We start from the raw sequence: 14,334 nt of genomic DNA, 5'->3' as shown, positions 1-14,334 counted from the left end.
GGGGAGACTTCGGTACGCCGCCAGCCGGTCTACCCGTGCCGGACCCGACCCTGGGGAGACTTCGGTACGCCGCCGGCCGGCATACCCGTGCCGAACCCGACCCTGGGGAGACTTCGGTACGCCGCCGGCCGGCATACCCGGCCATTTCTCGACCCTGGGGAGACTTCGGTACGGCGTGGGCGGCGGACGTCAGCGGAAGTCACCGGACGTCAGGGAGAGTCACCGGACGTCAGCGGAAGTCACCGGACGTCAGGGAGGATCAGCGGGACGTCAACAGCTCCGTCACGACGGTGGCGTCATGGAACGGTACGTCGCCGGTGGCCAGATGCTGCACCCGCTCGTGGCCCTTGCCGGCCACCACGACCACATCGCCGGGGCGCGCCTGCCGCAGCGCAGTGTCGATGGCTGCGCGTCGGTCGAGCACGATCGTGGTGTTGGCGGCGTCGGCACCGGCCATCACCTCGTCGGCGATGTCCTGCGGGTCCTCGTGGTAGGCGTCGTCGGTGGTGATGATGGCGACGTCCGCCAGCTCGGAAGCGACCGCCCCCATCTTCGGCCGCTTGTCTCGGTCGCGTGCGCCGGCAGCGCCATACACACACAACAGGCGGCCGTCCCCGGCGACCTCACGGGCCACTTCGAGGACGGCACGCAAGCCGATGTCGGTGTGCGCGTAGTCGACGACGACCTCTAGGCCACGGTCGACGGCAGCCGGTACACGCTCGAACCGGCCGGGGACCTGGCCCATCTCGCGCACGGCGCGGATGAGCACGTCCGGCGCCATACCCATCTCGAGGGCGATGCCGGCAGCCCCGGCGACGTTGTGCACGTTGTAGTCGCCGAGCAACGGGATGTGCAGCGTCAGCGTGCCGTGTCCCGGCGTCACCAGCTCGAAAACCGTGCTGACGCCGTCGCGGCGTTCGTGCTGGATGCGGTAGTCGGCGCTGTCCGCCACGCCGAACGTCCGCACGCCGTCGATCTCCGTGGCCAGCCGTGCGCCCCACTCGTCGTCGGCGTTGGTCAGCTTGGGGCCGCCGGTCCACTCGAAGAGCTTGCGCTTGGTGCGGTAGTAGTCCTCCATCGTCCCGTGCAGATCGAGATGGTCACGGGTCAGGTTGGTGAACAATGCTGCGGCATAACGGGTTCCGTCGACGCGATGCAGATGTATGCCGTGCGAGCTGGTCTCCAGGACGACGTGCTGCAGGCCGGCGTCGCGCATCCGAGCGAGAGTGGCCTGCACCTGCGTCGCCTCACCGGTGGTGCGCACCGCCGTCTCGTGCTCGGCGCCGACGATGATCTCCGCGGTGGTCATCAGACCGGTCGCTGCCTCGCCGTAGGCACCGGTGAGAATCGCGTGCAGCACGTAGGAGCTGGTGGTCTTGCCGTTGGTGCCGGTGACGCCGTAGACGGTCAGCTCGTGCGAGGGGTGGCCGGCGAGTTCGGTCGCCAGAGCGGCCAGTGCGACGCGGTCGTCGGGCACCACCGCCGTCGGCACCCCGTCGATCGGCTGCTCGGCCACCACCAGGGCGGCGCCCCGCTCGATCGCCTGCGGCGCGAAGTCGGCCCCGCGGCTGGTGAACCCGTTGATCGCCACGAAGGCCCCACCGGGCACGACCGCGCGCGAGTCATGGGTCACGGCGACGATCGGCCCCTCGAGGGGCGGCACCTCGACGCCGAGCACCCGCGCCACGGTTTCCTGGTCCAACGACACCGTGGGAGCGTACCCGCCGCCACCGCGTCATCCGGCGCCGGGCGTCAGTGGCGAGCCGCACCGTCGATGCCCTTGTCTAAGGTTTTCTAGTGTTTCGCCTAGCCACAGGTACACACCGGCATCGATCCGTTCGCCGGCCGCCCGAAGGTCACGAACAGATTTCGGCCCCGGCGCGCCGTCCGAGGCACGCGCGCGGCGTGTCAGACTCACTCTGAGCGACCGTGAAACGTCCGGCCGGATGTCCTGACCTGCCGGTAACCTCGCGGCCGGAACGCACCCTCCGAAGACGACTCGAAAGCGCCATGACTGAGCACCAACCCGACGTCCCGCCGCGCCCGGCGTTCGTCCTGCGGGTGCGGAACGACGCCAGCGGCGCACCCACCGCCTGGCTGGACGACGAGCGACTGACCGTGCCGCCGGGCCTGGGTGTCCACCGCGCACTGATCCGCGCCGCGCGCCGGCGGGCCGATCGCACGCAGCCCGGACGCACCATCCGCGTGGTGGGTATGACGCCCGACGGCACCGCCTTCCACCTGGCGATCGGGCCGGACGGCGAGGCGTGGGAGGTGCCGCCGCCCGAGGAGAACCCACCCGCGGAGAACCCGCCCGCAGAGAACCCGCCCGAGGAGAACCCACCCGCGGAGAACCCGCCCGCAGAGAACCCGCCCGCGGAGGCCCCCCGCGAGGAGAACCCGAGCGAGCAGGACGGCGCCCCACCCGACGTCGTGCCGGACGAGGTCGCTCACGTGGTGGAGCTGCAGGAGCAGGGCGATCGGCTGGTCGGCCTGGTCGACGGCGAGCAGGTCCCACTGGAGTCGGGCGAGGACCCCTACGACCAGCTGTTGCGTGAAGCACGTCGGCGTGCCGACGAGCATGCCCCTGGCCGGACGGTGCGGGCACTGGGCCGCACGCCGGGCGGCCGCGTCTGGCACGTCGCGCTCACTCCGGACGGCACACCGCAGGTCGTCGCGCCGGTGCCGGCGAAACCGGCCGCATCGCAGCGCCCCGGCGAGCGGCCGAGCGGACCGGTCAACGCCTTCCGTCCGGCGGCGCCGGCGGACGACGAACCGGTCCGCGACGAGCCGGCCCGCGACGACCGAGCCCGCGACGACCGAGCCCGCGACGACCGAGCCCGGGACGACCGAGCACGAGACGAAGCAGGCGACTCGTCCGACGACCCAGTCGACACCTCCCACCACACCTCCCCCGGCCTCCACGACGGCTCCGGCCAGACGCCCGACCACGCCCTCATACCTGCGGACGAGCCGGAACCGCAGCCGGCATACGCCCCCGAGCACGACTACCAGCCGACCGAGCATCCGGCGCCCGGCGGCGCCGCGCTCACCGACGACCTCGGCCGGCCCATACCCACGACCACCACCCTGGCCGGCAGCGGCCGTGGTTTCGAGGCCGCTGGGCCCGGCGCCGAGCCGGCCGCCGGCCGCGGCACGACCGACCGACCGGACCCCGCGCCGGAACACGGCCCGGACGGTCCGTCACGACGCGGCCTGCTGCTCGGCGGCGCGGGAGCCGTCGTGCTCGCCGGGGCCGCTGTCGCGGGCTTCTTCGCGTTCCGGGGCAACGACGGTCCGACCACCCGCCCGACACCCTCGGTGGCCGGCACCCCGTTGCCCGACGGCATCAGGTCACCGGCAGGACTGCCGTCGAGCTATCTGTGGTCGGTGGTCAAGCTGTCCGACGTCGCGCCCCAGCTCGTGGTCACCGACAAGCAGATGGCCTGCACCGTCGACAACGACACGACCGGCGGCACCGAGCTGATCTCGCTGGACCCGCAGACCGGCAAGTCGCAATGGAAGGCGGACCTGCCGGTCGACGCGGTGGTGTCCAACGGTCCGGCGCTGTGCCCGATCGACGGTGTCGACACGATCGTGCTGACCACGCAGTCGCAGATCATGGCCTACCCCCTCTCCGGCGGCGAGCCCAAGACGTGGCCGCTGGAGTCGAAGTGGAGCTCGGCGCTGACCACCAGCGGCGTCATCGTCACCAAGCCGGAGGACACCGGCAGCGCCTACATCCTGTATGGCGACCGGCTGACCCAGCGCGCGCTACCCAAGAACGCCAACCCGGTGGCGATGCTCGGCGACGGGACACTCGTCGCGACCGACTCGCAGGGCACCGTGTGGTTCAGCACGGATCCCACCACGGCGCCCGCACCCCAGAAGCTCAAGGCGCCGGCCGGCACGACACCCGGCACGTTCGTGGCCGCCACGGCCGACCAGCTGATCACCGCCTTCGTCCCCGACGACGATCCGCAGGCCTCCCGGCTGCGCGCGTTCTCGCTGCCGTCACTGCGACCGCGGATCACCACCGCAGCGATCAAACCCGCGGTGTTCCCGAGCACTTTCATGCTCGCCCCGGACCAGAGCTGGGCGGTCGCCGGCAACGCCTGGATCGACATGCGCACCGGCAAGAGCCACGTCATCACCGCGCAGTGGTCACCCATCGCCATCTCCCAACACAACTCGTGGAGCAAGTCGGGTGACAACGTGCTGACCGCGACCGCTCAGGGCACGTCCCTCGGCCCGGCCACGCAACAGGGCGGCCAGGTGACCGTGCCGCACGGCGGCACCGCCAAGGTCGCCTACTGTGTGGCGTCGGTCGGCAGTGACACGACGCTGTATGCCGTGCCGCTCAAGGGCTAGCCGGTGCTGACAGGGGCGTTGTTCCTGGTCGCGGTGCTGCTCACCTGGCCGGTGCCGCGGTTGCTGCCCCGGCTGACCGTCCTGGAGCACGTGCCCGGCCCGGCACTGCTGCTCTGGCAGGCGATCTCACTGTCCGCGATCTTCGCCTCGGTCTGCCTGGCACCGCTGGCGATTCTGCAGTTCGTCCGGGACGGCCGGCAGATTCCGGCGCCCGCCGCCAATGTGCCGCTGCTGGTCGTCGGACTCGCGATCGCCGGGCTGGTCATCGCCCGGCTGCTGCTGCAGGGGCACCGGGTCGGCCGCAATCTGCGCGCGGCCCGCCGCGAACACGCCGAACTCGTCGACCTGCTCGGCGATCCGTCGGACGAGGCGTCATACGCGGCGGTGACCGTGCTGGCGCACCCGACACCGACGGCCTACTGCATCCCCGGCCGGCGACGACGGGTGGTGTTGACCGACAGCACTATCCACGCGCTGCCGGGCGACGAACTCGCCGGCGTCCTGGCCCACGAACGCGCACATCTGCGACTGCGGCACGACCTGGTGCTGGAGTTCTTCACCGTGCTGCACACGGCCGTGCCGCAGGTGATCCGCAGCGACCGCGGCATGCAGGAGGTGCGGCTGCTGATCGAGCTGCTGGCCGATCGTGCTGCCTGCCGTGCCGTGGGACGGGTCGCCGTGGCGCGTGCGCTGGTGCAGCTTGCCGGCGGCAGCCACCCGGATGCGACGCTCGGGGCGGCCGGAGCGCCGGCGGCGCGCAGGATGCAGCTGTTGGCCGACGACCGTTCGCACCGCGGGCTTTTCGTCGTGGTGCTCACCGTGGCCGGACTCGTCGTCGTGGGCACCGGCGTCATCGCCTGGGGCGCCCTGCTCGGTGTCGGCTGATCGGTCCGGTCAGTCGGTATGGCGCTTCTCGACCTCGGCCAGTCCGGCGCGCAGCACGTCCAGGTCCTCGGCGGAGGCGTTGTCCAGGAAGTGCAGCAGCGCAGCCTTGCGGTCGTCGGGCGGCAGCGGGGCCAGGCTCGACCGCAGCACCTCGGCGGTCAGCTGGTCGCGGGTCGAGGCGGCGCGGTAACGCCAGGCACGGCCGGCGCGTTCCCGGCTGACCAGGTCCTTCTTGGCCAGCCGGTCCAGCACGGTCATCACGGTGGTGTAGGCCAGCTCGCGGTCGACCAGCCGTTCGTGCACTTCGCGGACCGACAACCAGCCGTCCTCGGGCAGCGCCCACAGCTGCTCCATGACCGCGCCTTCCAGGTCACCGAGCCCGGACCGCCCCTGCCTCACCACGACGACACCGTATCCTCACGCGTCGCCGCTCCCGGCAGCTGTATGGCGAACTCACGGTCCGGCGCGAGCTCCGCGATCGCCTGATGCGACACGGCCACGACGGTGGCACCCTCGGTCGCGGCCCGCAGGTCGCGCAGGACCGCGCGTGCGGTCGGCGAGTCGAGGTGCGCGACCGGTTCGTCGAGCAACAGCACCGGCCGGGCGGACAGTAGGGCGCGGGCGATCGCCAACCGGGTGCGTTCACCGCCGCTGAGACTCCGCCCGCCACCCAGTTCGGTCTCCAGCCCGTCCGGCAGCCCGGCCAGCCACCGGCCCAGCCCCGCGGCGACCAGGGCGCGGCCCACCTCGCGGTCACCGGCGTCCGGGCAGGCCAGCAGCAGGTTGGCGCGGACGGTGCCGATGAAGACGTGCGGTTCGTCGTCGACGACGGCGAGCTGCGCGCGCAGCTCCGCCACCCTCCGATGGCGCACCTCGGCACCGCCGAATGTGTAGCTGCCGGAGGCGATGTCGAGGTGCCGGGCGAGCACGGCGAGCAGGGTGGACTTGCCGGCACCGTTGACCCCGCTGACGCCGACGCGCTCCCCGGCGGCGATGCGCAGGTCGGCCACGGCGAGGTCCGTGGAGTCGCCCGTCCAGGATGCGCGCACGTCGCGCAGTCGGATGTCGGGCCGGCGCGCACCGTCGGGCGCGGTCCGGGGCGCGGCCACGGACGCGACGTCGCGCACGGCCGGTGGCTGGTGGGTGAGCCGGCGCAGTCGGCCGTGCGCCACGCTGCCTCGGGCGGCGGCACCGACCGCGTCGGGCACGCCCGCGAGCACGTCGGTCAGCGCGAGCGGGCCGAGGACCAGCAGCGCGGCGACGGGTGCGCTCACCTGCCCGTGCGTCAGGCCGCCTTGTGCCACCACCGCGGTGACGACCGTCGCGAGGCCGGCGAGTGCGGTGGTCGTGGCGACTCCGGCGGCTCGGCCGCGCGCGTGCCGGCCCGCGGCGCGGATGCCGTCACGAGCGGCGCGATCCAGGCGGCCGATGAGCGACGGGACAGCCGAGATCGACTGCGCCGCAGCGAGATGGGTGACCAGCAGCTGTGCTGCGTCGTTGACGGCGCCCCGCGCCCGCAGGGTATGGCGCTGAGCGTCGCGTTCGATCCGGTACTCCCACGCACCGACCAGGCACGCGAGGACCAGCACCGCGGCCAGCACCAGCCCGCTGGCGGGGTGCAGTGCGGTGACCACGCCGAGCGTGAGCACCGCCGTCGAGGCGATGCCGAGCAACGGCACCAACGCACGCACCTGCACATCGACCTCGTCGTCCAGGTCGTGGACGGCCGCGGTGAGCACGTCCGATCGACGATGGCGTCCCAGCCGGGCCGGCGTGAGCGGAATGAGCCGGGTGAAGAGCGTCGCACGGCGCTCCACCAGGTCACCGAGCGCCGCATCGTGCGACCGGATCCGCTCGACATACCGCAGCACCGGCCGGCCGATGCCGAAGGCGCGGACGCAGACGATGGCGACCATCAGGGTGAGCACCGGCGGCCGGGTGCTCGCCTGGACGATCAGCCATCCCGAGGTGGCCGTCAGCGCGACACCGCAGGTGGAGGCCAGGGCGCCGACCGTCGCGGCGCGCAACACGCCGGGCGCCGGGCGCCATACCGAGTCGCCACGAACCCGGGACGCGGGCACCTCGAGAGGCTCCTGGGTCGTTCCTCGGCCCCTACGGGGCGCGGTCACCGAGGGGCGGTGAGCCGCGGGGGGCCTGGCCGGCTGCGCTCCCCCGCACACCTCACGGATACCGTGCCGCTCCGCCGTTCCACGATCGCCACGGAACTGGACCACGTTGTCCGCCAAGGCGATCAGGCTCGCGCTGTGGGTGGCGACGACAACTGTCCGGGTGCGCGAGAGGTCCTTGATCATCGCCTCGGCGTGCTGCTGCATGTCCGAGTCCAGGTGCGCGGTGGGTTCGTCCAACAGCACCACGGGAGCGTCGGAGAGCTGGGCACGGGTGAGGGCGAGCAACGCCCGTTGTCCGGCCGAGAGTCCGAACCCGTCATCGCCGACCACGGTCTCCAGACCGGCGGGCAGTCGGCGCAACGGTTCGGGCAACCATGCGTCTCCGTCCGGCAGTTCGGTTGCCAGTGCGATGTTCTCGCCGATGGTCCCGGGCACGACGAAGGGTCGCTGGGTGACGTAGTGCACCGCCGGGCGCTCGACAGTGCCCGTCGTCGGGGTGCGCAGCCCGGCCAGCAGGTCCAGCACAGTGGTCTTGCCGCAGCCCGACGGACCGGTCAGTGCGGTCAGCCCGGCACGGCATTCCAGGTCGAGATCGTGCACCGCCGGCGCCCGCGCACCCGGGTAGCGGTAACCCAGCCCGGTGGCACGCAGCCGGGCACCGGTCGCCGAATACCCTGGTACGCCGTCTGATTCGCCGGCCAGCAGCTCGTCGATCGCCTGCGCACCGTCGGCGGCCGCGTGGAACTCCTGGCCCACCCGGCGGATCGGCCAATACGCCTCCGGCGCCAGGAGTATGGCGACCAGGCCCACCTCCAGCTGCATCCCACCGCTGACCAGCCGCAGTCCCACCGCCACCGCGACGATCGCCACCGAGATCGTGGCGAGCAGTTCCAGCGCGGCGGAGCTGAGGAAGGCGGTGCGCAGGGTCCGCACCGTCGCCGTCCGCCAGCGTTGCCCCACGGCCCGCACCAGGCCCACCTGGTGCTCGGCCCGCTGATAGTTCACCAGCGTGGGCAGGCCGCGCATCACATCGAGGAAATGGCCTGTCAACCGGTCGGTCTCACGCCACCGTGCGGCGGTCTGATCACGGGTGTGCATGCCGATGAGGGCGGCGAAGAGCGGCAGCAACGGCAGCGTCAGCAGCACGATGAGCGCGCTGATCCAGTCGGTCCACGCCAGTGCCAGCAGCGCGAAGGCCGGTACGACCGCGGCGCTGACCAGGGCGGGCAGGTAGCGGGCGACATACGGCTCGACGGCCTCGGCGCCCTGCGTGGCGCGGGTGAGCATGACCGTCTCTCCCGGCCGGGCGTCGATGGTCCGGCGGGACCAGGTGTCGATCGCGCGCCGGCGCAGCAGTGCGGCGACATACGAACCCGCCCAGGCCGCAACGCGTTCGGAGGTGGCCGCGAGCAGCGCCCGCAACCCGAAGACGGACATCACGAACACCGAAGGGCCCAGCAGGGGGCGTTCCCGGACGACCGCCACGACGAGCGTCGCAACGGCCAGCGCCTGGCCGGTCGCCAGGCCGCCCTGCAGCACACCGATGGCGCCGAGTGCCGCGAGGGGCCGCCGCACGCGTGGCTCGGCACGCAGCAGCCGTGCATCGAAGGGTCGCATCAGTGGGTCCCGACCTGCACCTCGGCGAGCGGATCGGTCTGCGGGGCAAGGTGATCGGTGTGGATCCGCTTGCGGAAGACCCAGTAGTTCCATGCGGTGTAGAGCAGCATGATCGGCGTGAAGACGACCGCCGCGCCGGTCATGATCTGCAGAGTCAGATGCGAGCTTGCCGCATTGTGCACCGTCAGGCTGTATGCCGCCGAGGTGGTGCTCGGCATCACGTCGGGGTATGCCGCCAGGAAGTATGCCGCGACCGACGCGCCGATGGTCAGGAACGTCCCGCTGAACGCCAGTCCGTCCCGCCCGATACGGTCGGCGGCCAGGGCGCCCACGAAGGCCAGCAGGCCGATCGAGGACACCAGCCAGGACCATACGGTGCCGGTGTGCACGTTGACCCAGACCAGCAGCGCGACCGCGAGAACCGCTGCCACCGGCGCGGATCGGCGCGCCACCCGGCGGGCGTCCTCCCCGATGGAGCCGGCGGTCTTGAGCGCGAGGAAGAACGCGCCGTGGACCAATGAGAGTGCCACGAAGGTGACGCCACCGAGCAGGCTCATCGGCCCCAGCAGGGTCAGGAAGTCACCGGTGAAGTTGCCACTGCTGTCGACCGGCACACCGTGGATGAGGTTGGTCAGCGCGATGCCGACCAACAGCGGCGGCAGCACCGATCCGGCGATGATGGCGGCGTCCCAGCCGGCGCGCCAGCGGTCGCTGTCCCGTTTGTAGCGGTAGTCCAGTCCCATGTTGCGCAGGATCAGCGCGACCAGGACCAGCAGCATGGCCAGGTAGAAGCCACTGAACATGGTGGCGTACCAGGCCGGGAACGCCGCGAACATGGCACCGCCCGCAGTGATCAGCCACACTTCGTTGCCGTCCCAGAAGGGGCCGATGGTGGTCAGCATGAGCCGGCGCCGGGTGTTGGTCTCGCCCTTGTCGCGGCCCCGGCCGATGATCGCCAGCAGCATGCCGACGCCGAAGTCGAAGCCCTCGAGGATCAGGTAGCCCGCCCAGAGCAGCCCGATGAGGATGAACCAGAAGGTTTCCAAAGACATCGCGAATTCCTCAGTACGAGAACGCCAGCGGCTTGTCGTCCGCGGCCGGTTCGGTGGGTCGGTAGGCGTCGGCACCGCGCCGGATGTAGTCGAGCATCAACCTCACCTCGACGACCGCGAGGCCGGCATACAGGACGGTGAAGACGACCATCGAGGTGATCACCGATGCGGTGCTGACCGTCGGCGAGACGCCGGAGGAGGTGGTCATGACGCCATACACCAGCCACGGCTGCCGCCCCGTCTCGGTGAAGATCCACCCGAAACTGTTGCCCAGCACCGGAAGCAGCGGCGCGACGATGCCGGCCAGTACCAGCCACCGCGGTAGGTCGGAGCGCCCCTTGCGGGTCAGCCAGAGCACGACGATCGAGATCGCGGAGGCCAGCATCCCGATGCCGATCATCAACCGGAAGGACCAGTAGGCGAGCGGGATGTTCGGAGTGAAGACGGCGTCGGCCGGTTGCACGTACCGGGCCGGTTCGCCGCGCTGCGCGGCCGCCGCCGCGATCTGCCGCGGCAACTCCCGCTTCAGGTCGTTGATCCCCTGGACCTTCCCGTCGAAGGACCCGGTGCCCAGGAAGCTGAGCACGCACGGCACCGTGATCGCATACTTCTCGTGCTCACCGTCCAGCGAGCCGACGGTGAAGATCGAGAACTCCGCACAGCTGTCCCGGGTGGTGTACAGCGCTTCTGCCGCAGCCATTTTCATCGGCTGCACCTCGGTCATCACCTTGCCCTGGGTGTCGCCGGTGATGGCGACCCCGATGCCGGCGACGAGGGTGACGATGGCGCCGACCCGGGCCGCCTTCCGGTACATCTGCGTGTCCTGCCGGTGGTGGGGAGAAGATGTGCGCATCGACCACAGGCCGACGCCCATGACCAACGCACCACCGCAGAGGTATGCCGCGGCGAGGACGTGCGGGAAGGTGACCAGCTGCACCTTGTTGGTCAGTACGGCGATGAAGTCGGTCAGCTCAGCGCGGCCGGTGTCCGGGTTGTACCTGTAGCCCACGGGGTGCTGCATGAAGGAGTTGGCGGCCAGGATGAAGTATGCCGACAGCACCGTGCCGATGTGCACGACCCACATGCAGGCGCCGTGGATCTTCTCCGGGACGCGCCCCCAACCGAAGATCCACAGGCCCAGGAAGGTGGATTCGAGGAAGAAGGCCAGCAACGCCTCGAAGGCCAGCGGCGCACCGAAGATGTCGCCGACGAACTTGCTGTAGTCCGACCAGTTCATCCCGAACTGGAACTCCTGCACGATGCCGGTGACCAGGCCGAGGGCGAAGTTGATGGTGAAGAGCTTGCCGAAGAACTTGGCGAGGCGCAGCAACTGGGGATCGCGCCGGCGCAGGTACCAGGTGTGGAATCCCGCGACGATCGCCGACAGGCCGATCGTGATCGGCACGAACAGGAAGTGGTAGACCGTCGTGATGGCGAACTGCCACCGCGCCAGATCGAGGGCGTCCACGCCATCTCCTCCGTTGTCTACTACGTATTGTCGTAGCCAACGTTACTACGCCACGTAGTAATCAGCGCAACGCCCCAGACGTCACTTCACCGAGCGGACACACAACGCACCGAGCGGACACGAAAATCGCGCCATACAGCAGAGATTTTCGTGTCCGCTCGATCTGTTGTTGTCCGGTCGGTGCCGGAGGTGCCCGGAGGCGGGCTCAGAGGACCTCGTGGCCGGGGTGCGGTTCGGCCGGCACGGTGCCGAGGCGTCCGGCCTGGAAGTCCTCGAACGCAGCGATCAGTTCCTCGCGAGTGTTCATCACGAACGGGCCGTATGCCGCGACAGGTTCGCGAAGGGGCCGGCCGCCCATGATGTAGAGCTCCAGGCTCGGGCTGCGCGACTCCTGGTTGTCATCCGCCGCGACCTCGATGACGTCACCGGGCCCGAAGACGGCCAGCTGACCCATCTCGATCGGGCGCCGCTCGGCGCCCACCGAGCCGCGACCGGCAAGCGCGTAGACCAGCGCGTTGAAGTCGGTGCGCCACGGCAACTGGACGCGGGCGCCCGGCGCGACCGTCGCGTGCACGACGGAGATCGGGGTGTGGGTGATGCCCGGGCCCGTGTGCCCCTCCACCTCGCCGGCGATGACGCGCAGCAGCGCGCCGCCGTCCGGGCTGGAGAGCAGCCCGACCTCCCGGGCACGGATGTCCTGGTAGCGCGGGTCGCTCATCTTCATCGTGCTCGGCAGGTTGACCCACAGCTGCAAGCCGTGGAAGAGCCCGCCGGACACCACCAGCGACTCCGGTGGCTTCTCGATGTGCAGCAGACCGGATCCGGCGGTCATCCACTGTGTGTCGCCGTCGGTGATCCGGCCACCGCCGCCGTTGCTGTCCTGGTGCTCGAAGACCCCGTCGATGATGTAGGTGACGGTCTCGAAGCCGCGGTGGGGGTGCCACGGAGTGCCCTTCGGCTCCCCTGGCGCATATTCGACCTCACCCATCTGGTCCATGTGGATGAACGGATCCAGATCCGCCATCGACACCCCGGCGAACGCACGACGCACCGGGAAGCCCTCACCCTCGAACCCCTGCGGGGCGGTGGTCAGCGACTTCACCGCCCGCGATCGGGCACCCGGTGCGGGAGTGGACACGCGCGGAAGGGTCAGGATGTTCGACACTGTGACAGCAGGCATGCCGGTACCAACTTACTTCAGATTTGAATTATTCCGGAGTGCTTCCGGGTCGCGCAGCCGCGCGGTGAGCCGGCTGAAGACCACGTCGAGCGTTGCGACCTCGTCGGCGCTCAGGTCGTCGACGAACAGTTCGCGCACCGCCGTCAGATGTGAGCGCCCGGCGCGGTCGAAGGCCTCCCGTCCGGCGTCCGTCAGACAGGCCCGTATGACGCGCGCGTCCGCCGCGTCACGCTCGCGGCATACCAACCCACGGCGCTCGAGCACGCCGATCTGATAGGTGAGCCGACTGCTGGAGAACACCATTGCCCGTGCCAGGTCGCCCATCCGCAGCCCGTCGGGCGTCTCGGCCAGTAGCAACAGGATGTTGTACTCGACGAGGCTGAGGTCCGCGGCGTCGCGCAGCCGATCGTCCAGGGCGCGCTGCAGCAGGACGCTGGATTCGAAGTAGGAGCGCCACATGCGCACGCGGGAAGCGGCCACCGGGCCAGCCTAACTTCACATCCGAGGGGTGGCCGGATGCGTGAAGTTAGGGTGTACGGCGTGACCACCCTTCACCGCCTGGAGCCTCGTGAGGTGCCCCTGGGCGGCCTGCGGGCCATGCAGGTCCAGCGCACGCTGCCGCACCGCGATCGCACACTGGTGGGCGCCTGGTGCTTCGTCGATCACTTCAAGCCGTCGAGCAGCCGCATGGATGTCGCACCGCACCCGCACTGCGGCTTGCAGACGGTGACCTGGCTCTTCGACGGCGAGGTGGAGCACCGCGACAGCGCGGGCAATGTCCAGTTGGTGCGGCCGGGCGAGGTCAACCTGATGACGGCCGGTCACGGCATCAGCCACTCGGAGGTGTCCACGTCGGCCGGTCTGCGCGGGGTGCAGTTGTGGGTCGCCCAGCCGGACGCGGATCGGTCGGGCAGCAATGCTTTCGACCATTTCGCGACGACGCTCACCGATTTGTCGGTGATGTCCGGTGCGGCCACCGCACGGGTCTTCGTCGGCGAGTTGGAAGGTGCCTCGTCACCGGTGCGCACCTTCAGCCCGCTGGTCGCCGCGGAGTTGGTGCTCGGGCCGGGCACGGCCGTCGACATCACCGTCGAGCCGGGCTTCGAGCATGCGGTGCTGCTCGACGAGGGCCGGCTCACCATCGCGCCCGGCGACGCCACGGAGGAGGAAGCCCTGGCCCTCGCGGAGTCCGAGCTCGGCCTGGTCGATCCCGGTCGCGAGTTCATCCGCTTCATGACCGGCGACACCGCCGCGCGCGCGATCCTCATCGGCGGTGCCCCGCTGGACGAGGAGTTGCTGATGTGGTGGAACTTCATCGCGCGCAGCCACGAGGAGATCGTCGCCGCGCGCGACGAGTGGCAAGCGGACTCAGGGCGATTCGGTCGGGTCGAGGGCTATGTCGGCCCGATCGACCGCATCCCGGCGCCCGACCTGCCGCCGGTGCGACTGAAGCCGCGCACACCGCGCCCCACGTCGGTCGAGTAATCGCCGCGTCGGTCGAGTAGGCCGAGGCGTTAGCCGAGGCCGTATCGAGACCACGCACGTGGTCTCGTGGTCTCGTGGTCTCGATACGCTCGTTCCTCGCTACTCGACCGACGAGACTGCCCGGCCGACGAAACTGCCCGGCCGACC

10 protein-coding genes are annotated in these 14,334 nt (G+C 70.5%); 3 read left to right on the top strand and 7 right to left on the bottom strand.

Going from position 1 to position 14,334, the window contains the following annotated elements; translation table 11 throughout:
- Positions 1-259: 259 nt before the first annotated feature.
- A complete protein-coding gene (locus ACYVBN_RS11630) occupies positions 260-1,708 on the bottom strand; it encodes a UDP-N-acetylmuramoyl-L-alanyl-D-glutamate--2,6-diaminopimelate ligase (RefSeq protein WP_460600654.1) in 1,449 nt (482 codons plus the stop codon).
- A 302-nt stretch (positions 1,709-2,010) separates the two neighbouring features.
- Here ACYVBN_RS11630 and ACYVBN_RS11625 point away from each other — a divergent pair, with 302 nt between their 5' ends.
- Together ACYVBN_RS11625 and ACYVBN_RS11620 are read left to right on the top strand one after the other, a co-directional pair.
- The gene (locus tag ACYVBN_RS11625; protein ID WP_460600653.1) at positions 2,011-4,371 is read left to right on the top strand and encodes a hypothetical protein; all 2,361 of its coding nucleotides are present in this window, start codon (positions 2,011-2,013) and stop codon (positions 4,369-4,371) included.
- A 3-nt stretch (positions 4,372-4,374) separates the two neighbouring features.
- Positions 4,375-5,256, top strand: a complete 882-nt coding sequence (locus ACYVBN_RS11620) for a M56 family metallopeptidase (RefSeq protein WP_460600652.1) — start codon at positions 4,375-4,377, stop codon at positions 5,254-5,256.
- A gap of 9 nt (positions 5,257-5,265) precedes the next feature.
- Here ACYVBN_RS11620 and ACYVBN_RS11615 read toward each other — a convergent pair whose 3' ends face one another.
- The 6 genes from ACYVBN_RS11615 to ACYVBN_RS11590 form a co-directional block, all read right to left on the bottom strand.
- Complete coding sequence (locus tag ACYVBN_RS11615) at positions 5,266-5,658, bottom strand: BlaI/MecI/CopY family transcriptional regulator (RefSeq protein ID WP_440283415.1); 393 nt, start codon at positions 5,656-5,658, stop codon at positions 5,266-5,268.
- On the bottom strand, positions 5,652-9,002 hold the full coding sequence (gene cydC, locus ACYVBN_RS11610) for a thiol reductant ABC exporter subunit CydC (protein WP_460600651.1): 3,351 nt from the start codon (positions 9,000-9,002) through the stop codon (positions 5,652-5,654). The genes ACYVBN_RS11615 and cydC overlap by 7 nt, the downstream gene beginning before the upstream one ends.
- Positions 9,002-10,054 carry a cytochrome d ubiquinol oxidase subunit II gene (cydB, locus tag ACYVBN_RS11605; RefSeq protein ID WP_460600650.1) on the bottom strand — a complete coding sequence of 351 codons (1,053 nt, stop codon included), beginning with the start codon at positions 10,052-10,054 and terminating at the stop codon, positions 9,002-9,004. Before cydB ends, cydC begins: the two co-directional genes overlap by 1 nt.
- Before the next feature lie 10 nt (positions 10,055-10,064).
- Entirely contained in the window at positions 10,065-11,522 is a 1,458-nt protein-coding gene (locus ACYVBN_RS11600; RefSeq protein WP_460600649.1) for a cytochrome ubiquinol oxidase subunit I, read from the bottom strand.
- Between the two features lie 205 nt (positions 11,523-11,727).
- Positions 11,728-12,660, bottom strand: coding sequence for a pirin family protein (locus ACYVBN_RS11595; RefSeq protein WP_460600648.1), 933 nt, complete (start codon positions 12,658-12,660; stop codon positions 11,728-11,730).
- 54 nt (positions 12,661-12,714) lie between these two features.
- A complete protein-coding gene (locus ACYVBN_RS11590; RefSeq protein ID WP_460600647.1) occupies positions 12,715-13,182 on the bottom strand; it encodes a MarR family winged helix-turn-helix transcriptional regulator in 468 nt (155 codons plus the stop codon).
- Between the two features lie 60 nt (positions 13,183-13,242).
- Between ACYVBN_RS11590 and ACYVBN_RS11585 the strand changes: the two genes are divergently transcribed.
- Positions 13,243-14,187, top strand: a complete 945-nt coding sequence (locus tag ACYVBN_RS11585) for a pirin family protein (protein WP_460600646.1) — start codon at positions 13,243-13,245, stop codon at positions 14,185-14,187.
- Positions 14,188-14,334: the final 147 nt, after the last annotated feature.

It is taken from the genome of Flexivirga lutea, assembly GCF_054778955.1.
The sequence above is the reverse complement of the archived record's forward strand: the minus strand, read 5'-3'. Positions and strand labels throughout refer to the sequence as shown.